Annotated in this window: 17 protein-coding genes; 10 read left to right on the top strand and 7 right to left on the bottom strand. The window is 63.4% G+C overall.

Annotated elements, in window-relative coordinates:
* Nucleotides 1-341 precede the first annotated feature (341 nt).
* From Mgrana_RS03555 to Mgrana_RS03515, 9 genes are read left to right on the top strand one after another with little or no spacing between them, the layout of a single operon-like run.
* The gene (locus tag Mgrana_RS03555) at nt 342-1,034 is read left to right on the top strand and encodes a FadR/GntR family transcriptional regulator (protein WP_240631232.1); all 693 of its coding nucleotides are present in this window, start codon (nt 342-344) and stop codon (nt 1,032-1,034) included.
* A complete protein-coding gene (locus Mgrana_RS03550; RefSeq protein ID WP_119356229.1) occupies nt 1,031-2,521 on the top strand; it encodes an ABC transporter substrate-binding protein in 1,491 nt (496 codons plus the stop codon). Before Mgrana_RS03555 ends, Mgrana_RS03550 begins: the two co-directional genes overlap by 4 nt.
* 56 nt (nt 2,522-2,577) lie before the next feature.
* A complete protein-coding gene (locus Mgrana_RS03545) occupies nt 2,578-3,522 on the top strand; it encodes an ABC transporter permease (RefSeq protein WP_119356228.1) in 945 nt (314 codons plus the stop codon).
* Entirely contained in the window at nt 3,515-4,381 is an 867-nt protein-coding gene (locus tag Mgrana_RS03540; RefSeq protein ID WP_119356227.1) for an ABC transporter permease, read from the top strand. Before Mgrana_RS03545 ends, Mgrana_RS03540 begins: the two co-directional genes overlap by 8 nt.
* Before the next feature lie 4 nt (nt 4,382-4,385).
* The gene (locus tag Mgrana_RS03535) at nt 4,386-5,231 is read left to right on the top strand and encodes an ABC transporter permease (protein WP_119356226.1); all 846 of its coding nucleotides are present in this window, start codon (nt 4,386-4,388) and stop codon (nt 5,229-5,231) included.
* Between the two features lie 3 nt (nt 5,232-5,234).
* A complete protein-coding gene (locus Mgrana_RS03530) occupies nt 5,235-6,155 on the top strand; it encodes an ABC transporter permease (RefSeq protein WP_119356225.1) in 921 nt (306 codons plus the stop codon).
* Nucleotides 6,156-6,185: 30 nt separating this feature from the next.
* Nucleotides 6,186-7,781 carry an ABC transporter substrate-binding protein gene (locus Mgrana_RS03525; protein WP_119356224.1) on the top strand — a complete coding sequence of 532 codons (1,596 nt, stop codon included), beginning with the start codon at nt 6,186-6,188 and terminating at the stop codon, nt 7,779-7,781.
* A 28-nt stretch (nt 7,782-7,809) separates the two neighbouring features.
* On the top strand, nt 7,810-8,742 hold the full coding sequence (locus tag Mgrana_RS03520) for an acetamidase/formamidase family protein (protein ID WP_119356223.1): 933 nt from the start codon (nt 7,810-7,812) through the stop codon (nt 8,740-8,742).
* Nucleotides 8,739-10,328 (top strand): gamma-glutamyltransferase family protein, encoded by a 1,590-nt coding sequence (locus Mgrana_RS03515; protein WP_119356222.1) that lies wholly within the window; start codon nt 8,739-8,741, stop codon nt 10,326-10,328. Before Mgrana_RS03520 ends, Mgrana_RS03515 begins: the two co-directional genes overlap by 4 nt.
* A gap of 25 nt (nt 10,329-10,353) precedes the next feature.
* Here Mgrana_RS03515 and Mgrana_RS03510 read toward each other — a convergent pair whose 3' ends face one another.
* Complete coding sequence (locus Mgrana_RS03510) at nt 10,354-11,328, bottom strand: MBL fold metallo-hydrolase (protein ID WP_119356221.1); 975 nt, start codon at nt 11,326-11,328, stop codon at nt 10,354-10,356.
* 229 nt (nt 11,329-11,557) lie between these two features.
* Here Mgrana_RS03510 and Mgrana_RS03505 point away from each other — a divergent pair, with 229 nt between their 5' ends.
* Entirely contained in the window at nt 11,558-13,219 is a 1,662-nt protein-coding gene (locus Mgrana_RS03505; RefSeq protein ID WP_119356220.1) for a CTP synthase, read from the top strand.
* Between the two features lie 51 nt (nt 13,220-13,270).
* Here the strand turns inward: Mgrana_RS03505 and Mgrana_RS03500 are convergent, their stop codons facing one another.
* The 6 genes from Mgrana_RS03500 to Mgrana_RS03475 form a co-directional block, all read right to left on the bottom strand.
* Nucleotides 13,271-13,717, bottom strand: a complete 447-nt coding sequence (locus Mgrana_RS03500; protein WP_119356219.1) for a CHRD domain-containing protein — start codon at nt 13,715-13,717, stop codon at nt 13,271-13,273.
* Nucleotides 13,718-13,808: 91 nt separating this feature from the next.
* Nucleotides 13,809-15,305, bottom strand: a complete 1,497-nt coding sequence (locus Mgrana_RS03495; protein WP_119356218.1) for an aminotransferase class I/II-fold pyridoxal phosphate-dependent enzyme — start codon at nt 15,303-15,305, stop codon at nt 13,809-13,811.
* A gap of 61 nt (nt 15,306-15,366) precedes the next feature.
* Nucleotides 15,367-16,965 (bottom strand): DUF4091 domain-containing protein, encoded by a 1,599-nt coding sequence (locus Mgrana_RS03490; RefSeq protein ID WP_119356217.1) that lies wholly within the window; start codon nt 16,963-16,965, stop codon nt 15,367-15,369.
* A 45-nt stretch (nt 16,966-17,010) separates the two neighbouring features.
* Complete coding sequence (gene moaA, locus Mgrana_RS03485) at nt 17,011-17,985, bottom strand: GTP 3',8-cyclase MoaA (RefSeq protein ID WP_119356216.1); 975 nt, start codon at nt 17,983-17,985, stop codon at nt 17,011-17,013.
* Nucleotides 17,986-18,043: 58 nt separating this feature from the next.
* Complete coding sequence (locus Mgrana_RS03480) at nt 18,044-19,120, bottom strand: peptidase C39 family protein (protein ID WP_119356215.1); 1,077 nt, start codon at nt 19,118-19,120, stop codon at nt 18,044-18,046.
* Between the two features lie 40 nt (nt 19,121-19,160).
* Nucleotides 19,161-20,312 carry an MFS transporter gene (locus Mgrana_RS03475; protein ID WP_119356214.1) on the bottom strand — a complete coding sequence of 384 codons (1,152 nt, stop codon included), beginning with the start codon at nt 20,310-20,312 and terminating at the stop codon, nt 19,161-19,163.
* Nucleotides 20,313-20,335: the final 23 nt, after the last annotated feature.

Here is a 20,335-nt window from a genome sequence, read left to right as displayed (position 1 = left end):
TGCCCCGCACGCCATCTTCTTGACCATCTGCTCCAAGTGCTCACGTTCTTCGGCGCTCAGGTGTACCCTGCTGGTACTGGCTTGTTTCATGGAATTATTATGCCGGAATATTGGTTACCAGACCACTAGATTCGGTGGGTTCATCACCAGCCGGTGATGAACCCACCCGACCAAACGGGAGTGCTCTAGGATTCAAAAAGATGGCCTCTTAGGTTTTTTGGTTTTGCCAACTGTCTTTTTGAATCCGGTATGGTCCAATTGTGCGTTAGGATCCAAAGCTTGGTATCCCGAGCAGAGTATTTTTCTGCAATCACTGGTCTGACCATTCGACCAAATCCTCTATGTTGGTTCGCCGCGCCCGTATCCCCGAGCAGCTCGCCCAGGAGCTGGAGAAGCTCTTGCGGGAAAAGGTCTGGGAGCCGGGGGCGCAGCTCCCGCCGGAGCGCGAGCTGGCCCTGCGCTTTGGGGTTAGCCGGGCCTCGGTGCGGGATGCGCTGCGCATCCTGGAGCTGCACGGCTGGCTGGAAATCCGCCAGGGGGAGGGCACGCGGGTGGCCTCCGAGGCTCAGGGGTTTAGTGGGCGGTTGCGCGCTCGGCTGCACGAGCCGGTTTTTATAGGGGAGCTGTTCGAGCTGAGGCGGATTCTCGAGCCCGCGGTGGCGGCACTGGCCGCCCAGCGGGTTCAGGGCCCAGGCTTAGAGAAGCTGGAAGGGCTGCTGCAAGAACAGCAAGCGGCCAGCCAGGACCTGCACAAGTTTCTCGAGCTCGACCTGGGCTTTCACCGCGCCCTGGCAGAGGCTGCCCAAAACGGTTTGTTGGCGGAGTTGTTGCAGCTGCTGGGGGTGGAGTTGCGCCAGACCCGGCTCTTGGCTACGGCCCGGCGTTTTCGCCCGGCTCTTACCTTGCGCGAGCATCGCCGCATTCTCAAGGCCATTCAGGAGCGTGACCCTGAAGGGGCTCGAGCCGCGATGTTGGCGCATCTTTCCACCGTGGAGCGTTCGGCCAACGCTCAACTCAAGGAGGTAGCGGGATGAAGAAGTGGATGGGATGGATGATGGCGGCTGGATTGATGCTAGGGGGGGCGCTGGCTAAGACCACCCTCACGGTAGGGCTCGACTCCGATCCGCCCAACCTGGACCCCCTGTTGTCCTCGGCTTTGGTGGATCGCCAGGTGCAAAACCAGATCTTCGATAAGCTGGTAGACCTGGATGAGAACCTCAAGCCGGTGCCGATGCTGGCTACGGGTTGGTCGGTGGAGGAGAACGCCACGGTGTATGTTTTCAAGCTGCGTCCGGGGGTCAAGTTTCAGGATGGCACCGAGTTTAACGCAGCGGCGGTGAAGTTCAACCTGGACCGTTACCGCACCGCGCAGGGCAGCCGCCGGGCAGGGGAGCTGGCCCCAGTCAAAGAGGTGCAGGTGGTGGACAACCTGACCGTGCGGGTGGTGCTCAAGGAGCCGTTCGCCCCTCTTCTGGCCATACTCTCGGATCGCTCCGGGATGATGGTCAGCCCTACCGCCGTGCAGAAGCTGGGGGCTGATTTCGGCAACAGTCCGGTGGGTACCGGGCCCTTCAAGTTCGTGGAACGCCGGCGTCAGGACCGCATCACCCTGGCCAAAAACGAGAACTACTGGATGAAGGGGTTCCCCAAGGTGGACGAGCTGATCTACCGTCCCTTCCCCGACGACGACGTGCGTACGGCCAACCTGCTCTCTGGTGCAGTCAACGTGATCACCCCAGTGGCTCCCAAAGACCTCGAGGCGATCCGCAAAAACCCGAACCTCTCGGCCAACGTCTTCGCGGGAATCGGGTATCAGGGCATGTTCCTCAATGTCAACAAGGGGCCGCTGGCCAACAAAGCCCTACGGCAGGCCTTTGCTGCCACCATTGACCGCGACACCGTGGACAAGGTGGTGTTCTTGGGCACTGCGGAGCCGGCCAATGGGCCCTTCCCACCCAGCAGCTTTGCCTACGACAAGAGCATCCCGGTGCCCAAGCCCGACCTCGAGCTGGCCAAGCGCAAACTGGCCGAAGGCGGTAAGCCCCAGGGCTTCAGCTTCACCTTGACCATCGCCCCCGGGCCGGTGCTGGCCCAGCTCGCCCAGGTTTACCAGGCCATGGCGGCCCAGGCCGGGATTCAGGTCAAGATTGAGCAGGTTGAGTTTGGTACCCTGCTGGACCGGGGCACCAAGGGCGATTTTGAGGCCATGGCGGTGGGGTGGAGCGGTCGGCCTGACCCCGACGGCAACATCTACGATTTCGCCCGCTGCAAGGGGCCCCAGAACTACTCTGGGTACTGCAACCCCAAGGTAGATGCCCTCTTAAACCGGGCCCGCTCGGTGCGGCTGTTGGATGCCCGGCGAGACCTGTACACCCAGGCCCTGAAGATCTTGCTGGACGACCTGCCCTACGTCTATGTCTACCACCCCCAAACCACCATCGGGCTTTCCAAGAAGGTCAGCGGCATCCCAGCCATTCCCGATGGGATTCTGCGCTTCCGGGCGGCGGGCTTAGGGGAGTGAACCCGGAGGTTTTGGCCGATGGCTCGAGCGGGTAAAGGCCTGGAAGGGGGTAGCCCATGACCCTCTTTGTCCTGCGGCGCCTGATTGGGGGACTGCCCACCCTGGTGTTGGTGACGCTGCTGGTCTTTGCCCTGACTCGAGTCCTGCCCGGGGACCCGGCCCTTCTGCTCCTGGGCGAGGAGGCCACCCCCGAGCTGGTGGCCAAGCTGCGCGATGAACTGGGGCTGAATCGGCCCCTCTATGTGCAGTATGCCAGCTGGGCCGCCTCGCTGCTGCATGGGGATTTCGGGCGCTCATTGCGGGATCATGCCCCGGTGGGCCCGATTTTGTGGCAGAAGCTCCCGACCACCCTCGAGCTCTCTTTCTTTGCCCTGCTCATTGCCCTGCTGCTGGGGATTCCGGCTGGGGTGGTGGCTGCGCTGCGCCGGGGCAGCGCAGCCGATGCCGGGGTGACGGTGGTAGCGCTATCGGGGATCAGCGTCCCCAACTTCTTTTTGGGGATCCTGCTGGTCTACCTTTTCAGCATCCGCTTGGGCTGGATCCCACCGTCTGGTTACGTAGAGCCTTGGGTGGACCTGCGCAAAAACCTGCTGCTAATGCTATTACCGGCCTTCACCCTAGGAACCGCGCTGGCCGGGGCCATCGCCCGCTTCACCCGAAACAGCATGCTCGAGGTGCTCTCACAGGACTACGTGCGCACCGCGCGGGCCAAGGGCTTGGCTGGGCCGGTGGTGGTCTATAAGCACGCCCTGCGCAATGCCGCGATCCCGGTGGTCACGGTCATCGGGCTGCAACTGGGTGGGTTGCTGGGCGGTGCGGTCATTACCGAGCAGGTCTTTTCGATCCCTGGCTTCGGGCGGTTGGTGGTGGACTCGGTTTTTAACCGCGATTTCCCGGTGCTGCAAGCGGTGGTGCTGTTCTCGGCGCTGGCGGTGTTTTTGGTTAATGTACTGGTAGATTTGCTCTACGCGGCAATTGATCCTCGGATTCGCTATGGTTGAGGCCCGCACCCGTTCCAAAGCTCCAGTCCGCAACCCGGTCCTGCGGAGACTGTTCTCCAACCGCCTGGCCCTGGTGGGGGGGGTGATTCTGGCCCTGTTGGCCCTAGGGGCGGTGTTCGCACCCTGGCTCAGCCCCTACTCGCCCACCCAAACCAACTTCACCGCCTTGCAGCAACCCCCCTCGAGCCAGCACCTGCTGGGTACCGACGAGCTGGGCCGGGACATCCTCTCGAGGATCCTCTACGGAGCCCGGGTTTCACTGGTGGCTGGCCTGGTTTCGGTGAGCCTGGCCCTGGTGTTGGGGGGGATCATCGGGCTGGTCGCGGGGTTCTATGGTGGCTGGCTGGACAACCTTCTGATGCGTTTAACCGATGCCATGCTGGCTTTTCCCTTTCTGGTGCTGGCGATTGCCTTGGCCGCGGTGCTGGGCCCCAGCCTACAAAACACCCTATTGGCCATCGGGATCGTTACCACCCCGGTGTTCGCCCGGTTGGTGCGGGGCCAGACCCTGGCGGAGCGCCCACGCGAGTATGTGCAGGCCGCGCTGGCCCTGGGGGTTGGCGATGGGCGTATGCTGCTGCGCCATCTTCTGCCCAATATCCTGGGCCCGCTGATCGTTCAGGTGAGCCTGAGCACGGCGGCAGCGGTGTTGGCTGAGGCCACCCTTTCCTTTTTGGGCCTGGGCATCCAGCCCCCTACCCCGTCTTGGGGCTCCATGCTGAATGCAGCGCGGGGTTATCTGGCGTATGCCCCCTGGATGGCCATTTTCCCGGGGTTGGCCATTTTTCTGGCGGTGCTGGCCTTTAACTTGATTGGGGATGGCTTGCGCGATGCCCTAGACCCTCGGCTGAAGCGGTGATGCGATGAACCCCCGGTTTCGCCAACGCTTTCTGCGCAACCGGGCCGGCCTGTTCGGCCTAGGGGTGGTATTGCTGATCCTGGGGATGGCCCTCTTAGCCCCCTGGCTGGCCCCCAAAGACCCCAGCCAACAGTTCTTTGATGGGCTGACCCTCGAGGGCAAACCGCTGCCTCCGGGCGGGCAGTTCCTGTTGGGTACAGACACTTTGGGCCGTGACCTGCTCTCGAGGCTGATCTGGGGGGCTCGAGCCTCGATGCTGGTCGGGCTGGTGGCCAACGGTGCGGCGGTGCTGATCGGGATGCTGGTCGGGGCCTCGGCGGGGTATTTCGGAGGATGGATCGGGGGCCTGCTGATGCGCTTCACCGATGTGATGATGGCCTTTCCAGCCCTCTTGCTGGCCATTGCCCTAGCTGCGATCCTCAAGCCTAGCCTATGGATTGTGGCGCTGGTGATCGCTCTGGTGAACTGGGTTCAGGTGGCAAGGGTGATTTATGCCCAGACCCTGACCCTGGCCCAAAAGGAGTACGTGGAAGCTGCCAGGGCCCTTGGAGCGGGTAACCGGCGAATTCTCCTGCGCCACCTGTTGCCCCATTTGTTTCCCACCTTGGTGGTTTATGGCAGCCTGGGGCTTTCCACCACGGTGCTCCTGGAGGCCGCGCTTTCCTTCCTGGGGGTGGGGGTGCAGCCCCCTACCCCCAGTTGGGGAGGGATTATCAATGAGAGCCAGTCCTATTTCACCGATGCGCCCTGGCTGGTGGCCTTTCCGGGCCTGGCCATCTTGGTCACCTCTTTGGCCTTCAACCTGTTGGGCGACGCTTTGCGCGAAGCCCTCGACCCTACCCTGAGGTGAGCGATGATGGCCTATCTGGCTCAGCGGGTTCTGCAGTCTTTGGGGGTGTTGTGGGCGGTCACGGTCATCACCTTTGCTCTGCTGTACCTGCTCCCCGCCGATCCTGCACGGCTGGTGGCAGGGCGCAGCGCCACTCCGGAGGTGGTGGAGCGGGTGCGGCACGAGCTGGGCTTGGATCGGCCTATCTTGCAGCGTTACCTGGGCTACTTGGGAGGGGTGCTGCAAGGGGATTTGGGCCGCTCTTACCTACAAAAGATCCAAGTCAGCGAGCTGTTGGCCTCGAGGCTGGTCCCCACCCTCGAGCTCACCCTGGCAGGGGTGCTCTTTGAGCTGCTGCTGGGAATTCCCGCCGGAATTCTGGCCGCCCTGCGCCGGGGAGGCTGGCTCGATCAGGGGATCATGCTGCTCTCGTTCGCCGGGGTGGCTGCGCCGCAGTTTGCGCTGGGGTTGCTGCTCCTGTACGTGCTGGCCTATAAGCTGGCGCTGTTCCCACTAGGGGGGTATGGCGGCTGGGAGCATCTGGTTTTGCCCGCGCTGGCCCTGGGTTTGGCTGGGGGAGGGTGGTATGCCCGGATCATGCGCAGCTCGATGCTCGAGGTGCTCTCACAGGACTACGTGCGCACCGCGCGGGCTAAGGGCTTGGCTGGGCCGGTGGTGGTCTATAAGCACGCCTTGCGCAATGCCTTGCTGCCCATCGTGGCCATGATCGGTACCGATTTGGGCACGTTCATGGGTGGGGTGGTGGTGGTGGAATCGGTGTTTGGTTGGCCAGGGATTGGGCAGCTTACCTGGCAGGCCATCCAGACCGTGGACATCCCGGTGATCCTGGGCGCGGTGACCTTCACCGCTTTGTTCATCGTTCTGGCTAATCTGTTGGCGGACCTGGTCTATCCCCTGCTGGATCCCAGGGTGCAGTATCGCTAGACACGCATGGCCCCAATGAAGGAGGTACACATGAACCGTTGGATCTTGGCTCTAGCCCTCTCGTTTACGCTTTTGGCTCAGGCCCAAAGCCCAGGTGGCAGCCTCACGGTGTCCTTCAAGGATGACATCTCCACCCTCGACCCAGCTATCGGCTATGACTGGCAGAACTGGAGCATCATCAAGGCCATCTTCGGTGGTTTGATGGATTACGAGCCGGGCACCACCAAGCTTGTGCCCCACTTCGCCCAGGGCTACAGCATTGCGAAGGATGGCAAGAGCTACACCTTCAAGCTCAGGAAGGGCATCAAGTTTCAAAATGGGCGGGAGATGGTGGCTGCGGATGTGAAGTACTCGCTCGAGCGGATGCTCAACCCCAAGACCCAAAGCCCAGGAGCCGGCTTCTATACCGGGATTACCGGGGTAGCGGACTATGTTGCGGGAAAGGCGAAAGAGGTGAGCGGTATCCAAATCCCCGACCCCTACACCGTACGTATCCTCCTGGATAAGCCCGATGCCTCCTTCTTGCATAAGATGGCCCTCAACTTCAGCTTCATCGTGCCCAAGGAGGCGGTGGAGAAGGCCGGGGCCGACTTCGGGCATAACCCGGTAGGTGCGGGGGCCTTCAAGCTCAAGGAGTGGAAGTTGGGGCAGCAGGTGGTTTTGGAGAGAAACCCCGACTACTTCCAAAAGGGCCTGCCCTACCTGGATACCCTGGTTTTTTTGGTGGGCCAGGACCCCAATGTGGCCTTCCTCAAACTCCAACGCGGTGAGGTGGACATCCTGGGCGACGGCATTCCACCGGCCAAGTTTGTGGATGTGATGAAGGACCCCAAGCTCAAGCAGCAGGTGGTGGTGGGTAACCAGCTCATGACCGGCTACGTCACCCTCAACACCCAGATCAAGCCGCTGGACAACCCCAAGGTGCGCCAGGCGCTTAACCTAGCCATCAATAAGGAGCGCATCGTGCGGCTGATCAACAACCGGGCTGTCCCTGCCGTTCAGGTGCTCCCCCCCGGAATGCCGGGCTATGACCCCAGCTACAAGGGGTACCCCTACGATCCGGCCAAGGCCAAGCAGTTGTTGAAGGAGGCGGGGTTCCCGAACGGTTTTTCGACGGTGCTCTACGCCAACAATACGGATCCCAATCCACGCATTGCCCAGGCCATTCAGCAAGACCTGGCCCAGATAGGGGTCAAGGCGGAACTCAAGACCCAGGCCCAGAGCACCGTGATCCAAGCGGGAGGAACCAAAGGCCAAGCCCCCATGATCTGGTCGGGGGGGATGGCCTGGATTGACGATTATCCTGATCCCAACGACTTCTACTGGCCCATTTTGAGCTGCGCCTCAGCGGTTCCTGGGGGATGGAACTGGGCTTGGTATTGCAACCCGACCCTTGACCGCCGGGCGGAGGCCGCCGACGCGATGGTGCAACCGGGGCAGGAAGCCGCCCGGGCCAAGGCCTATCAGGGCATTTTTGCCGAGGTGATGAAGGACGCCCCCTGGATTCCAATCTTCCACGAGAAACGCTACCTGATGCATAGCCCCAAGGTAGGGGGCTCGGATGCAATTTTGGTAGACCCCATCCATACCCCGGTGAACTACGCCTATTTGTATGTGAAGCGGTAAACCCGCCGAGACCACAGTGGGGGAAAATATGGCGCATAACCACGGCTTTAAAACCATTCACAGCCATCACTTTGGCTGGGACAACGGCCTGACTCCGGCGCTGCAAGCGGCGCCGGGAGAGACCCTCGAGTTCGAGATTGTAGACGCCTCCGGTGGGCAGCTTTCGGCCCAGTCGGGCCCGGCGGAGGTGGCCAAGCTGGACTTTGGCCGGGTGAACCCGGTCACCGGGCCGGTCTACCTCGAGGGGGCTGAGCCGGGGGACGCGGTGGTGGTTGAACTCTTGGAGTTCGAGGAGTCCGGCTGGGGCTGGACGGCCATCATCCCTGGGTTTGGCCTGCTGGCTTCGGATTTTCCCAATCCAGCCCTGCACATCTCCACCTACAGCCCACAAGCTGTGGAGTTTATGCCGGGCATCCGCTTGCCGACCCGGCCCTTTCCCGGCACCATTGGCCTGGCCTTGGCCGCTCCTGGTCCCCATTCGGTGGTTCCCCCGCGAGAGGTGGGGGGTAACCTGGACATTCGCGATCTCACTCGAGGGGCCAAGCTCTACCTGCCGGTGCAGGTCAAGGGGGCCCTCTTCTCGGTGGGGGATACCCATGCCGCCCAGGGCGATGGGGAGGTTTGTGGGACCGCCATCGAAACCCCCATGCGGCTGCGGCTCAAGCTCGAGCTGTGGAAAGGGGCCCCGCTCAAGCGCCCGGAGTTCGACCTGCCGGCTTCACCGACCCCAGGTCTTGAATCTGGGGGCTACCACGCCACCACCGGTATCGGCCCGGATCTCTTTCCCGCCGCCCAGGATGCGGTGCGCTCGATGATTGATTACCTGGGCCGGGAGTACCGACTGAGCCCCGAGCAAGCCTACATGCTGTGCAGCGTGGCCGTGGATCTGCACATCAGCGAGGTTGTGGATGCGCCCAACTGGGTGGTCTCGGCCTACTTGCCCAAGGGGATTTTCCAATGAACCTGAATGCCTACCCTTACCCCAGCCGCCGCAATGTGGTGGTGGGTCAGCGCGGTGCGGTGGCCACCTCGCAGCCTCAGGCTGCGCTGGCCGGGATGGAGATGATGTTGGCGGGAGGGAACGCGGTGGATGCGGCCCTGGCTGTCGCCATTGCCCTCACGGTGCTCGAGCCCACCTCCAACGGGATTGGCTCGGATGCCTTTGCCCTGGTGCACGACGGGCAAAAGCTGCACGGCCTGAGCGCCCACGGGGAGAGCCCGGCTGGGCTGGACTACGCCACCTTTGCCGCCGGCGGCAAGGTTCCTACGCGGGGCTGGCTCCCGGTTACGGTTCCTGGGGCGCCCTCGGCTTGGCGGGCCCTGCATGACAAGTTTGGCAGGTTGCCGTTCGAGAAACTTTTTGAACCCGCCATCCGCTATGCCCAGGAGGGCTTCGCGGTCACCCCGGAGACTGCGCGAAACTGGGCCAGGGCCGAGGCGGCCTATGCTCCGCTGCAAGAGGCCTGGAATGCCGAGTTCAAGCGGGTTTTTTTGCCCGCTGGAAAGGCCCCCAAGGCGGGGGAACGCTGGCACAGCCCCCGGCACGCCCAGACCCTGCGGGAGATTGCCCAGACGGGGGCCGAGAGCTTCTACCGGGGCAAGCTGGCCGACCGGATCGCGGATTTCGCTGCGGCCACGGGAGGGTTTTTGACTCGAGCCGATTTGGCTGGGCATAAGGCCGAGTGGGTTGAGCCGATCTCGGTGCGCTACCGTGGCCTCGAGGTCCACGAGATCCCCCCCAGCACCCAGGGCATTGCGGCCTTGATCGCGCTCAAGATCCTCGAGGGCTTCGACCTGGCCCGGTACCCGCGCGACTCCGTGGAGGGCTTCCATCTGCAGATCGAGGCCATCAAGCTGGCTTTTGGGGATGTGCAGCGATACGTGGCCGATCCCCGGTTCATGACGGTTTCCCCTTCGGATTTGCTGAACCCGGACTACCTGGCCCAGCGGCGCAGGCTGATCAGCGACAGCGCTCTTCCCGTCCAAGCCGGAGCACCCAAGGGGGGCACGGTGTACTTGTGCGCGGCCGACGGCGAGCTGCAGGTCTCCTTTATTCAGTCCAACTACATGGGGTTCGGCTCAGGGGTTGTGGTGGAGGGAACAGGAATTTCCCTACAAAACCGGGGGGCTTGCTTTGGCCTCGAGCCCGGCCACCCCAACCAGTACGCCCCTTCCAAGAAGCCCTTCCACACCATCATCCCCGGCTTCCTGACCCGGGATGGCAAACCCCTGGGCCCCTTTGGGGTGATGGGCGGACACATGCAGCCCCAGGGCCACCTGCAGGTGGTGGTGGGGCTGGAGGATTATGGCCTGAATCCCCAAGCGGCCTTGGATGCCCCGCGCTGGCAGTGGCTCTCCGGCACCCAGGTCGAGCTCGAGCCCGGGGTTCCGGCCCACCTGGTGCAAGAACTGCTGGGGCGTGGGCATGCGGTCAGCCTACAGCCGGAATGGGCTGCTTTTGGGCGAGGGGAGATCATCCTCAGGTCGGGTGGGGCCTTCCTGGCGGCCACCGAACCCCGCACCGACGGGATGGCCCTGGCCTGGTGAGGTCTGCCTGGCGCACAGGGCAGCATTACAGGGTATAGCGAACCGGTTGCCCTTCCAGGCGCTGCGCGCTCCCTTCGGCCACCAGATACTCCAGATGGGCCAGGGTCTCCGACCAGGCAAAGCGCCGCTGGGCCAGGTTGAGGTTACCCGGGAAGAGCTCCAGCGAAAGCGCCCAGGCGGTCTTGGCTTCGCCCCCCATCAGCCCCCGCAGGTGGGCCAGGCGTTCTTGGTGGTGTTGGGCCAGCTCGCGGCAGCGCCCAGGGATGTCCTGGATGGGGCCATAATGCCCGGTGAACGCGACCTTGGCCCCCAACCGAGCGGTTTTTTCCAAGGACTCGAGGTAAAGGGCCAGCGGGTTGGGAAAGGAATAGGCCCAGATGCCGATGTTGGGCGAGATGCGTTCTAGGATCTGATCCCCGGCCAGCAATACCCCATCCGACTCCCGCAGGAACATGGCGTGCCCATCGGCATGCCCAGGGGTCCAGATCACCCGAAAGCTCATCCCGGCCAGCTGTAGGGTTTCGCCGTCGTGAAAGGTTTGGGGGTTTTGGGCCGGGTGTACCCGTTGCCGGGTGGCCCGCATCTCCTCCTCGAGGCCCTGCAAGACCTCCCCGGTGACCCCGTGGCGGGCAAACAGGGCCATCCCTTCGCGCATCATCCGCTGGTCTTGGGTCCAGAAGATGTGGCCGCGCTCCTTCTCGAGGTCGAGCATGCCCACCTTCGGCCCGTAGGCCTCGATGAGCCCGCACAGCCCGTAGTGGTCGGGGTGGTGATGAGTGAGCACCACCTGGTCTAGGTCGGCAAAGCTCAGGCCGTGCTCGGCCAGGGCGGCCTCGAGGCCCGGTCGGGCTTCTGGCGTATCCAAAGCACAGTCCACCAGCACCGCGCCCTCTCCCTTGAGCAGGTAGCAGTTAACGTACTTGAAGGGATAGGGGATGGGCACCTGAATCAAATGAATCTGGGGGGCCACTTCAGTAGAGTGCTTCACAGCATGGGCCATAAGCGAAGTATACTGAGTTCAAAAATCCGAATTGTTTTCGGTGCCCTTTCCGGCAAGGTAGAGAATAAACCCCCGGTACTGTGAGTTGGGCGGTGGACAAGGTGGGGGTTGGTCGTGGTACGGTAGAATCCCGTGATAGTTTAGCCGTCTAGCTGCTTGGCCAGACGTTGAAAACCAGAAGCGCTTTGCGGCGTTTGACTAGGCTCAAACGCAGGACAGGAGTTTGTGCATGAAATATATCTTCGTTACCGGTGGGGTGGTCAGCAGCTTGGGGAAGGGCATTCTGACCAGCAGTCTGGGGGCTATCTTGCGCGGAAGGGGTTACAGGGTTACCGCCCTCAAAATTGATCCCTATGTCAATGTGGACGCCGGAACCATGCGCCCGTATGAGCACGGCGAGGTTTTTGTCACCGGCGACGGGGCCGAGACCGACCTGGACATCGGTCATTACGAGCGCTTCTTAGACATAGACCTAGCCCGGGCCAACAACCTCACCACCGGACAGGTATACCTCTCGGTGATCCAAAAGGAGCGGCGGGGAGAATACCTCTCGCAGACCGTACAGGTCATTCCGCACATCACCGATGAGATCAAGGAGCGCATTCGCCGCACCGCTCAGGAGCAGGGGGCTGAGATTGTGGTGGTGGAGGTGGGGGGCACGGTAGGGGACATCGAGAGCCTACCCTTTTTGGAGGCCATTCGGCAGTTCCAGTTCGATGAAAACGACGGGGACGTGATGTACCTGCACCTGACCCTGGTGCCCTACCTGCCCACCAGCGAGGAGTTCAAAACCAAACCCACCCAGCACTCGGTCTCAGCCCTGCGGGGGGTGGGCATTCAGCCCGATGTGTTGGTGCTGCGCTCGGAGAAAATGGTGCCCGAGGATGTGCGCAAGAAGGTTGCGCTCTTCACCAACGTTCGTCCCAGCGAGGTGTTCAGTAGCCCTACCGTTCAACACCTTTACGAGGTTCCGCTGGTGCTGGAAGAGCAGGGCCTGGGCCGAATTGTGGAGAAGAAGCTGGGGCTCGAGACCATCCCACCCAATTTGAGCTTCTGGCAGGGTGCGGTGAAGAAGCTCAAGCACCCCAGCCACGAGGTTCGGGTGGCCTTTGTGGGGAAGTATGTCAAGATGCCGGACGCCTATTTGAGCATTCTCGAGGGGTTCCGCCACGCCGGGATTGCCCACGACGCCCGGGTGGAGGTGAAGTGGGTCAACGCTGAGGAGATTACCGATGCTTCCAAGGCCGCTGAGCTGCTGGGGGATGTGGACGGCATCTTGGTGGGGCCGGGGTTCGGGATTCGCGGGGTTGAGGGAAAGATCCTGGCGGCCCGGTATGCAAGGGAGCACCGGGTGCCCTACTTCGGGATCTGCCTGGGACTCCAGATCGCGGTGATCGAATACGCCCGCAACGTGCTGGGCCTCGAGGGGGCCAACTCCACCGAGTTTGACCCCTACACCCCCCACCCGGTGATTGACCTGATGCCGGAGCAGCTCGAGGCCGAGGGCTTGGGTGGGACCATGCGCCTGGGCAACTGGCCCATGCGCATCCACCCTGGGACCATCCTGCACCGGTTGTATGGCCGGGATCTGGTTCTGGAGCGCCACCGCCACCGCTACGAGGTCAACCCGGAGTACGTCGGGCGGTTGGTAGAGGGGGGGCTTACGGTCTCGGCCCTCACCCCGGGGATGCACGGACGGGGAGAGGGGTTGGTAGAGGCCATCGAGCTGCCCAACCACCCCTTCTTTATCGGCCTGCAAGCCCATCCGGAACTCTCGAGCCGCCCGATGCGGGTCTCCCCGCCCTTTAGTGGCTTTATCGAGGCCGCGCTGGCCAAGAAAAAAGGCTCCGGGCCGCAAGTGCTGGACCCGGAGAAAACCTTGATGGAGTGAGCTGGGCCAGGGCAGGGGATGAAACCGAAACCCACCCTGGACCCTGCGGGGTTACTGCTTTTCCAGTTGCCCGCGAATTTCCCCACCGGGGAAAGCTGCGGAGTGTACGTTGGCGTACCACAGCCCGGCCTTGAGATCGGCAATCTGGGCATCGGTGAGGGTGGCGGAGCCGGAGAGGGTGTTGCCGTTGATGGTGAGGGGGATGATCACCGGGGCGTTGGCGTTCTTGGCAGCGGGACCGTGAATATGGGCGGCCGTGGCCTGAACCCCGCTGAAACTGCCAGTGATGGTGGCTTTCTTGCTGGCCTCATCCAGCATCAGCATCACGCTGCCGCTGCCCATCGAGGGGGTGGGGGGCACCTCACTTGCCCCGCTGAGGGTGGCCATGAACATCAGGGGGGCAGGGGGGGTGCTCGAGGCGCTGGAATTGCTACTGTTCATCGGCATGCAAGCGCTGAGCAGCGCCAGTAGGCCGACGGCGAGCCATGCTCTGGTCATAGTTTCCTCCTGGGGTTTCCCCCACCTACCATACGCACGGCCCTGGGGGCTGGATGTGGGCTGGCCTACTCGAGCGCCGGAGCAGAAAAGCCTATCCCAGCACCTGGAGGGTCTCGAAGTTCCGGCTGCTGGCCCCTTTGAGGGTCCCGCCCGAGCGCTTCACGGCCTGCAAGAACTCCACCACCTCCGGGGTGATCTCCTCGCCCCCGACCAGGATGGCCGAGCCCGGAGGGTAGGCCGAGATGGTCTCCGCGGAAACCTGACCGATGGCTTCGCGCAGGGGCAGGTTTCGCCGGGGGCGGTGCTGCATGGCGGCTCGAGGCAATACCCGCAGCGGCGGCAGGGGTGGGGGCTCGAGCCGGGGTTGCTGGAAGGGCCCTGGGGCCTCGCTTGCGATTTGGCGCAGGGCCTGCACCACCCGCCGCACCCCCCGCAGATCATCCACCAGGGTGAACATCAGCAGCACGTTTTGAAAGGTGGCCAGCTCGGGGTAGATGTTGAACTCCGAGCTGAGCCGCTCATAGACCTCGAAACCACTCCACCCCAGCCCGGAGACATCTACCGTGATCCGCAGCGGGTCGAGCTGCTTAAACCCTGGTCGGGCGGCTTCTGAACCGAAGGTTTTGAGCCCAGGGATCCGGTGGATCTCCTGCCTGGCCCAAAGGGTGGCCTCGAGGGCATTTTGCAGCAGGGCGCGTCCTTGCCGCTCGAGCTGCATGACCCCCAGCACCAGCGATTGCAGGATGATGAAGCTGAAGCTGGTGCTCACGAAGCCCCCCAGGTTGGCCCACTCGTAAAAAGGCTCCACCAGGCTGCGGTCATTGAACAGGGCCAGCGAACCCTGCGAGAGGCTGGAGCAGGTCTTGTGCTGGGACTGGGTGACCAGGGCCGCTCCGCTTTCTTCCGCCGCCTGGGGAAGGTCGGGGTGGAAGCGGTAATGGGCCCCGTGGGCTGAGTCCACGATCAGCGGCACCCCTCGCCGCCGCAGCAGCTCGGCACAGGCGGTCAGGTCGGTGGCGATGCCGTAGTAGTTGGGATAGGTCAGAAACACCGCCCGTAGGTCTGGGTGCTGGTCTAGGGCCGCGGCCAGATCTTCCGGGGTGACCCCGAGCGGCAAGCCCAGGTCCTTGGCGTAGTTGGGTTTGAGGTAGACCGGTTCTAGCCCCTGGTGCACGATGGCGGAGTAGACCGAGACGTGGCTGTCCCGCTGCAGGAGCACCTTATCCCCGGCTTGAGTGGCGCTCATCAGGGCCAGGATGTTGAGGATTGAGGTGCCGTTGGTCGAGGGCCACACGAAGGGCACCCCATAGACTCGAGCCAGAAAGTCTTGGGTGCGGCCCAGGGCGGTCTCGGGATCGTACGCGAAGAGCGAGCCCAGCTCGAGCACGCTCATGCTGTGGTCGTAGCGCCCGATTTTCTCGAAGTCGTCGAGCATCTGGAGGTACCCCTTGGGCAGCCCAGGGTCAAACCACAGATCCTGGGCCAACAGGGCAAAGCCCCGGCCCATGCGGTGGCCGGGGGTGCAGCACTCGATCACGTCGTCTTGAAGCTCGAGCTGAGCTTCGGTAAGGGCAAAGCCGTGTTTCACAGGTCTATTTTAGGGGGGTTTCCCCTGGGGGGTTAACCCCACCTAGGCAGGGCCTGGAGGGCTAAGGCTGACTCAGGGCTTCTCCAATTGCCCGCCGGGTGGCCTCGAGCTCGGCTGGGTTAGGGCTCCAGCTCTCCAGCCCAGGAACCAACCGCTCTACCCTCCAGCCATATTGGGCGTAGAGCTTGGGGTTTTTCTTCAGCAGCTCGACGTATTCGTAGTCTTCCACCCCATCCCTAAGCCATTTGAGCCGCATCGAAGGCACTACCGTACCGGGCAGGCCCACCTTATCCCCGGGATAAACCAGCAAGCCGTCGGCTTGGTAGACGGTTTTGTTTTCCAGGTAGCTCACATCCTGCCAGGGGTCTTGGCCTTTGGTCACGTAGTCAGCGGCCCAGTCCAGGATGCCGCTAAACCCTAAGGCCTGGGCGAAGAACCCTGAAGAGATGCGGAAATTCATCGGCGCCACATCGAGCTGCCAGTTGGGAGCCCCTGGGGTTTCGCTCAGCACCAGGGCCGAGTAATACCAGATTCTGGCCCCTTTCGCCCGGGCCGCATCCAGCATCCCATTGGCTTTGGCCTTCTCGTACATGGCAGCATTGAGGACAAACACGTCCACTGCCGGCCTGCCGCTGCCGTCGTCGAGCAGCTCGGGGGTGGGGCTTACGGTGGCAATTTGCAATACCCCGGCCTGGTGCATGCTGCGGCCCCAGTCCCGCAGGGCCTGGCTCAGGTCGCAGTGGTCCACCTCATCGAAGGCGAAGTCATAGACCGGGAGATCGGTATTCAAGGCCTCTTTGGCTTTACGGAAGACCTCTGGAGGGGGGGCGGGGTTGGCCTGGCAGTTGTGGTAGTTGGCCCCGGCCCCAATGCCCAACTCCACCAAGTTGAGCCCCGCGGGGCTGAGGAGCTGGAGCTGCTTGGGCTGCACCCGCCCCGGCTGGATGCGGTTTCGCAGCAGCTCGAGCTTGGCTGCGGTGGTATGGGTAAACCACAGCGGGGCAAAGCTCTGCAGGGTAGGCCGGACGGGCAGCTCAAAGTTCCATACCCTAAGCCGGATCTCCCCCTGGGCCTGGCCGTTGGCGGCACTGACGGTGTACTGGCCGGTGTAAAGCCCTGGTGGGGCTTCCCTGGGGACATAGAGGTCAATCCAGAAGGCCTGGGTGTTGCCTGGAGCCACGTCAATGGGCACGGAACCATAGACCACCGCATCTGGGGTGTACTGAGGGCGGGTGGAGCTGTCGAAGGGGATTAGGGCGTCGGGATACCAACCTTTGCCCAGCGGGCGGTTAGGCCCGCCTCGATGGGGGCTAGGGGTGGAGACCGGGAGATAGTGCTCGCGGTAGAGGCTGAGGTGGTCTTTGGCGATGACCGCTCCGCCGGGTCCGCTGAGATCGGAGACCTGTAAATTGACCCCGCGCAGGCCTTTGGGGCCGAAAACCACCACCTGAAACGATTCATACTCGCCCCGGGCGGCAAACAGCTCAATGGGCTTGTTCTCCTGAGGGGGGGTTTCGGGCATGACCCGCTCGAGGCTGGACACCGCCCACACCCGAAGGGGGCCGGAGGGATCAATGGCGGCAAGGGGGGACATGGCCGGGCAGCCGGTTAGCGCGGGCAGCAACACCAGAAGGAGACGAGAGCGCCGAAGCCAGCTCATAGATGCAGTGCGTCCTTCCAGTTGCCTCCAGAGGGAGCCTGGCGGTCAACCTCCGATGCCCACCATCACCCGCTCGCGCAGCTTGGGGAGGGTGTTTCCAAAGGCTGGCTTGCGCCCGGTTGCCAACAGAATGGCGTCTACCAAGGCTTCAACCGGATGGGGTGCGGCAAAGGCCGGGCCGATGTCTATTTCCAGGTCGGTGAGCAAACAGGGCCGAATTTTTTTGTCGGAGGTCAGGCGCAGCCTCGAGCAGTTGGAGCAGAAGGCCTCGGTCACGGGGTTGATGAACCCCACCGTGCCCACGCTGCCGGGAATCCTGTAGACCCTCGCCGGAGCGCTGGGGTCGGTCTCGAGCCGCTCCAACGGCCCAAACTCCTGCTCGAGCCGGGCTTTGGTCTGGGCCCCGGGGATGAAGCGTTGCTGGTAGAGGGTGGGGTTGGAGTTGTCCAGGTGCATGTACTCGAGGAAGCGCACGTGTAAGGGCTGATCCAGCGAGAGCCGGGCCAGCGGCACCACCTCGCCCTCGTTCATGCCCTGGATCATCACCGCATTGATCTTCACCGGGTTGAGCCCCAGCTCCCAAGCGGCCTCAATGGCCTCCCAGACCCGCTTCACCTCCCCGCCACGGGTCATGGTCTTGAAGACCTCGGGGGTGACTGCGTCCATGGAAAGGTTGATGCGCTGGAGCCCGGCGGCGGCCAGATCCTTGGCCTTGCGCTTGAAGAGCATCCCGTTGGTGGTCAGGGCAATATCGGGAATCCCCACCGCCCGGGCGGCCTCGACCATCTGCGGCAGCTCCTTGCGCACCAGCGGCTCCCCCCCGGTGAAGCGCACGGCCTCCAAGCCCAGCATCCGCATGGCGCTCAGGAAGTGCCGCACTTCCTCCACGCTGACCGTCCCAGGAGGCTCGCTCTGCTCCCAATCCAAGGGATGGCAGTACAAGCAGTGTAGGTTGCAGCGCGGGGTGACCGAGATCCGCAAATCCTTGATGAGCCGTCCGTAAGGGTCGAATAGTTTCATCGTTACGTCGCCGTGCTGCCCAGTATAGCAACCTGGCTGCGCCCTCCGGCGGGCTGGCTTACAAAGCGGCCCCATGGGGCTCGAGCACGTAGACTACCCCACCGGAATGGGCAATCCAGGCCCGCTCGAGGGCCTGCCTGGGGTAGATGGTGCGCACCCCGGCCTCCTCGGGGGCGGCGGGATCGTTGAGGATGGGGTGGCCCTCCTGAGTGAACCCCCGCAGCACCACCAGGTGTCCGCTGGATTGCTCGAGGGGAGCACCGGGCAGCTCCCCCTTCCCCCAGGCGATGGAAAGCGCCAGCGGAATTCCCCGTTCCAGATAGGCCTCGGCCTCGGCCAATCCCGAGAGGCGGTGTACGTACGCCCGCAGACCCTTGAGCCCGGCATAGGCGGTGTTAAAGGGCCAGTTGCCGGCACCGCCATAGACCCTGTCCCAGGTGGCCTGGGCCGCTAGGGGAACCGGGTCGTCGAGTTTTTGGCCCAGCTTCGCACTCCAGTAGCCCAGGAGCATGCTCACGCTGGTTGGCGAGCACCACACCTCACCGCCCCCCTGGTAGCGCATCTGCGAGAGCAAGGGAACCGCCAGCTCGAGGCCCCAGGCCTTGGAGTTTGAGGGGGAGGGGTTCGGGTTGAAGTGCGTGCTGGAGTGGCTCATCACCGCGGCCAGGCCGGTTAGGCTGGGGCTCACCCCAGCGGCGGTGCTGTGCAGCACCACCCGGATTTGCAGGGCGCTGGCGGGGTGGCGCAGCACCAGGGTATCGGTTTGGATCTGGCCCTCCGGGTCGCCGGAGGCCTCAAACGAGTGTCGCTTTTGGGGATCGCTGGACCACACCGCCAGCGGGTAATACGGCGTCCAGTGTGAATCCAGCTGGGCCCGCAGGAACAGCTCGAGCCAGCTCCCCGCGGGGGTTTCGGCGTTCCAGGAAACGATAGCGGTGTCGAAACCTGGGGCCGGAAGGGGGGCGGTCTCAAGGGTGCCCCTGGCTTGGCCGGGCTTGAGCCGGATCCCCAAGCCTGGACCGGCAGAAGGGGCCAGCCCCTCGAGGGATGCCCCCGCCAAAGCCGGGGCTTCGAAGCCCAACCACAGCACCGGAGCCCCTTCGGGGCCTTGCGCGACGGATGAATTGGCCATCATCAGCCGCTACATTATCACGCATGGCCCTTTAGCCCCAGGTTCAATCCTCGGCGGCCAGACGCAGCTGGCCTGTTTCGCGCACGGTTAGCGAAAGGGTGAGAGCCGGGATCAGCAACAGCCCAAGCGCGGTCAGGCTTTCAATCACCCCGAAGCGCTCGATCAGCGGGCCGATCACCCCATAGAGGAGTCCGGCAAACCCCCAGGTGAAACCCATCAGCAATCCGGACACCGTCGCCATCTGCTGAGGCTCGTGCTCTTGGGCCATCGCCACTGCCACCGGAACCACAGCGTTCATCAAGGCCCCGGTAATGGCCAAGACCGGGAGGTACATCCAGTTTTCCGGGGGCATGATGAGGAGCACTACGTAGAGCGGAATGGCCACCAGCATGGTGCCCACTACCACGTTGCGCCGCCCCAAACGGTCGGAGAGGGTACCCCCTAGAAACGCTCCGGCGGTGGCGGCCAGGCTGTAGACGGTGAGCACCACCTTGGTCCAGTCGTCCGAGATGCCCCTGGAATGAAACCAGAAGGGGATGGTGGTGGAGAAGCTCATAAACACCACGCTGCGCAGCGTGGTGACCGCCCATAACCGGGCTACTTGGCCCTTAAACACCCGGCGCAAGTCAGCGAAGCTCGAGGGTTTGCCGCGCAGTAGGGCTTTGGGGGCCAGGGCGATCAACAACGCCGCGGGGATCAGGGCCAGAGGAACCATCCAGGCCAGGCCCTTGAGCCCAGAGGAGCCGTTAGCGATGGTCAGCGAGACTGCTGGGGCAAAGGTCATCCCTACGAAGCCCCCGGTGGAGAACACACTGATCCAAAACCCGCGCCGGGCGGGGTCGGCATACTGCCCCACCAAAGCCGCGCCTGCCGAATGGAAGAGGGCCGAGCCCAGGCCGCTGAGCGCGAGCATGACTCCCGCTACCCACAGGCTGGGGAAAAACCCCAGCAGTCCGCTTCCCAGGGCCATTAGCACCGGTCCTAGCGCAGCCAGCAGCCGTCGGTCGAAGCGGTCGGCAATTAGGCCAGCCACCGGCTGGAGCAAGCTGCCGGTGAGCGACTGGAGGGCGACCAGCAGCGAAACCGCTCCATACCCCACCCCGAACGCCAGCTGCAGCTTGGGCAACAGGGGGGCTAGAAATGCGCCGAACAAATCGTTGGTGGCGTGCAGCAGGGACAGGAGCAACGGAAGCATATCGGTTTGAGCATACCCCTATA

The sequence above is a fragment of the Meiothermus granaticius NBRC 107808 genome, from assembly GCF_003574355.1.
Classification (GTDB): Bacteria; Deinococcota; Deinococci; order Deinococcales; family Thermaceae; genus Meiothermus; species Meiothermus granaticius.
The sequence above is the reverse complement of the archived record's forward strand: the minus strand, read 5'-3'. Positions and strand labels throughout refer to the sequence as shown.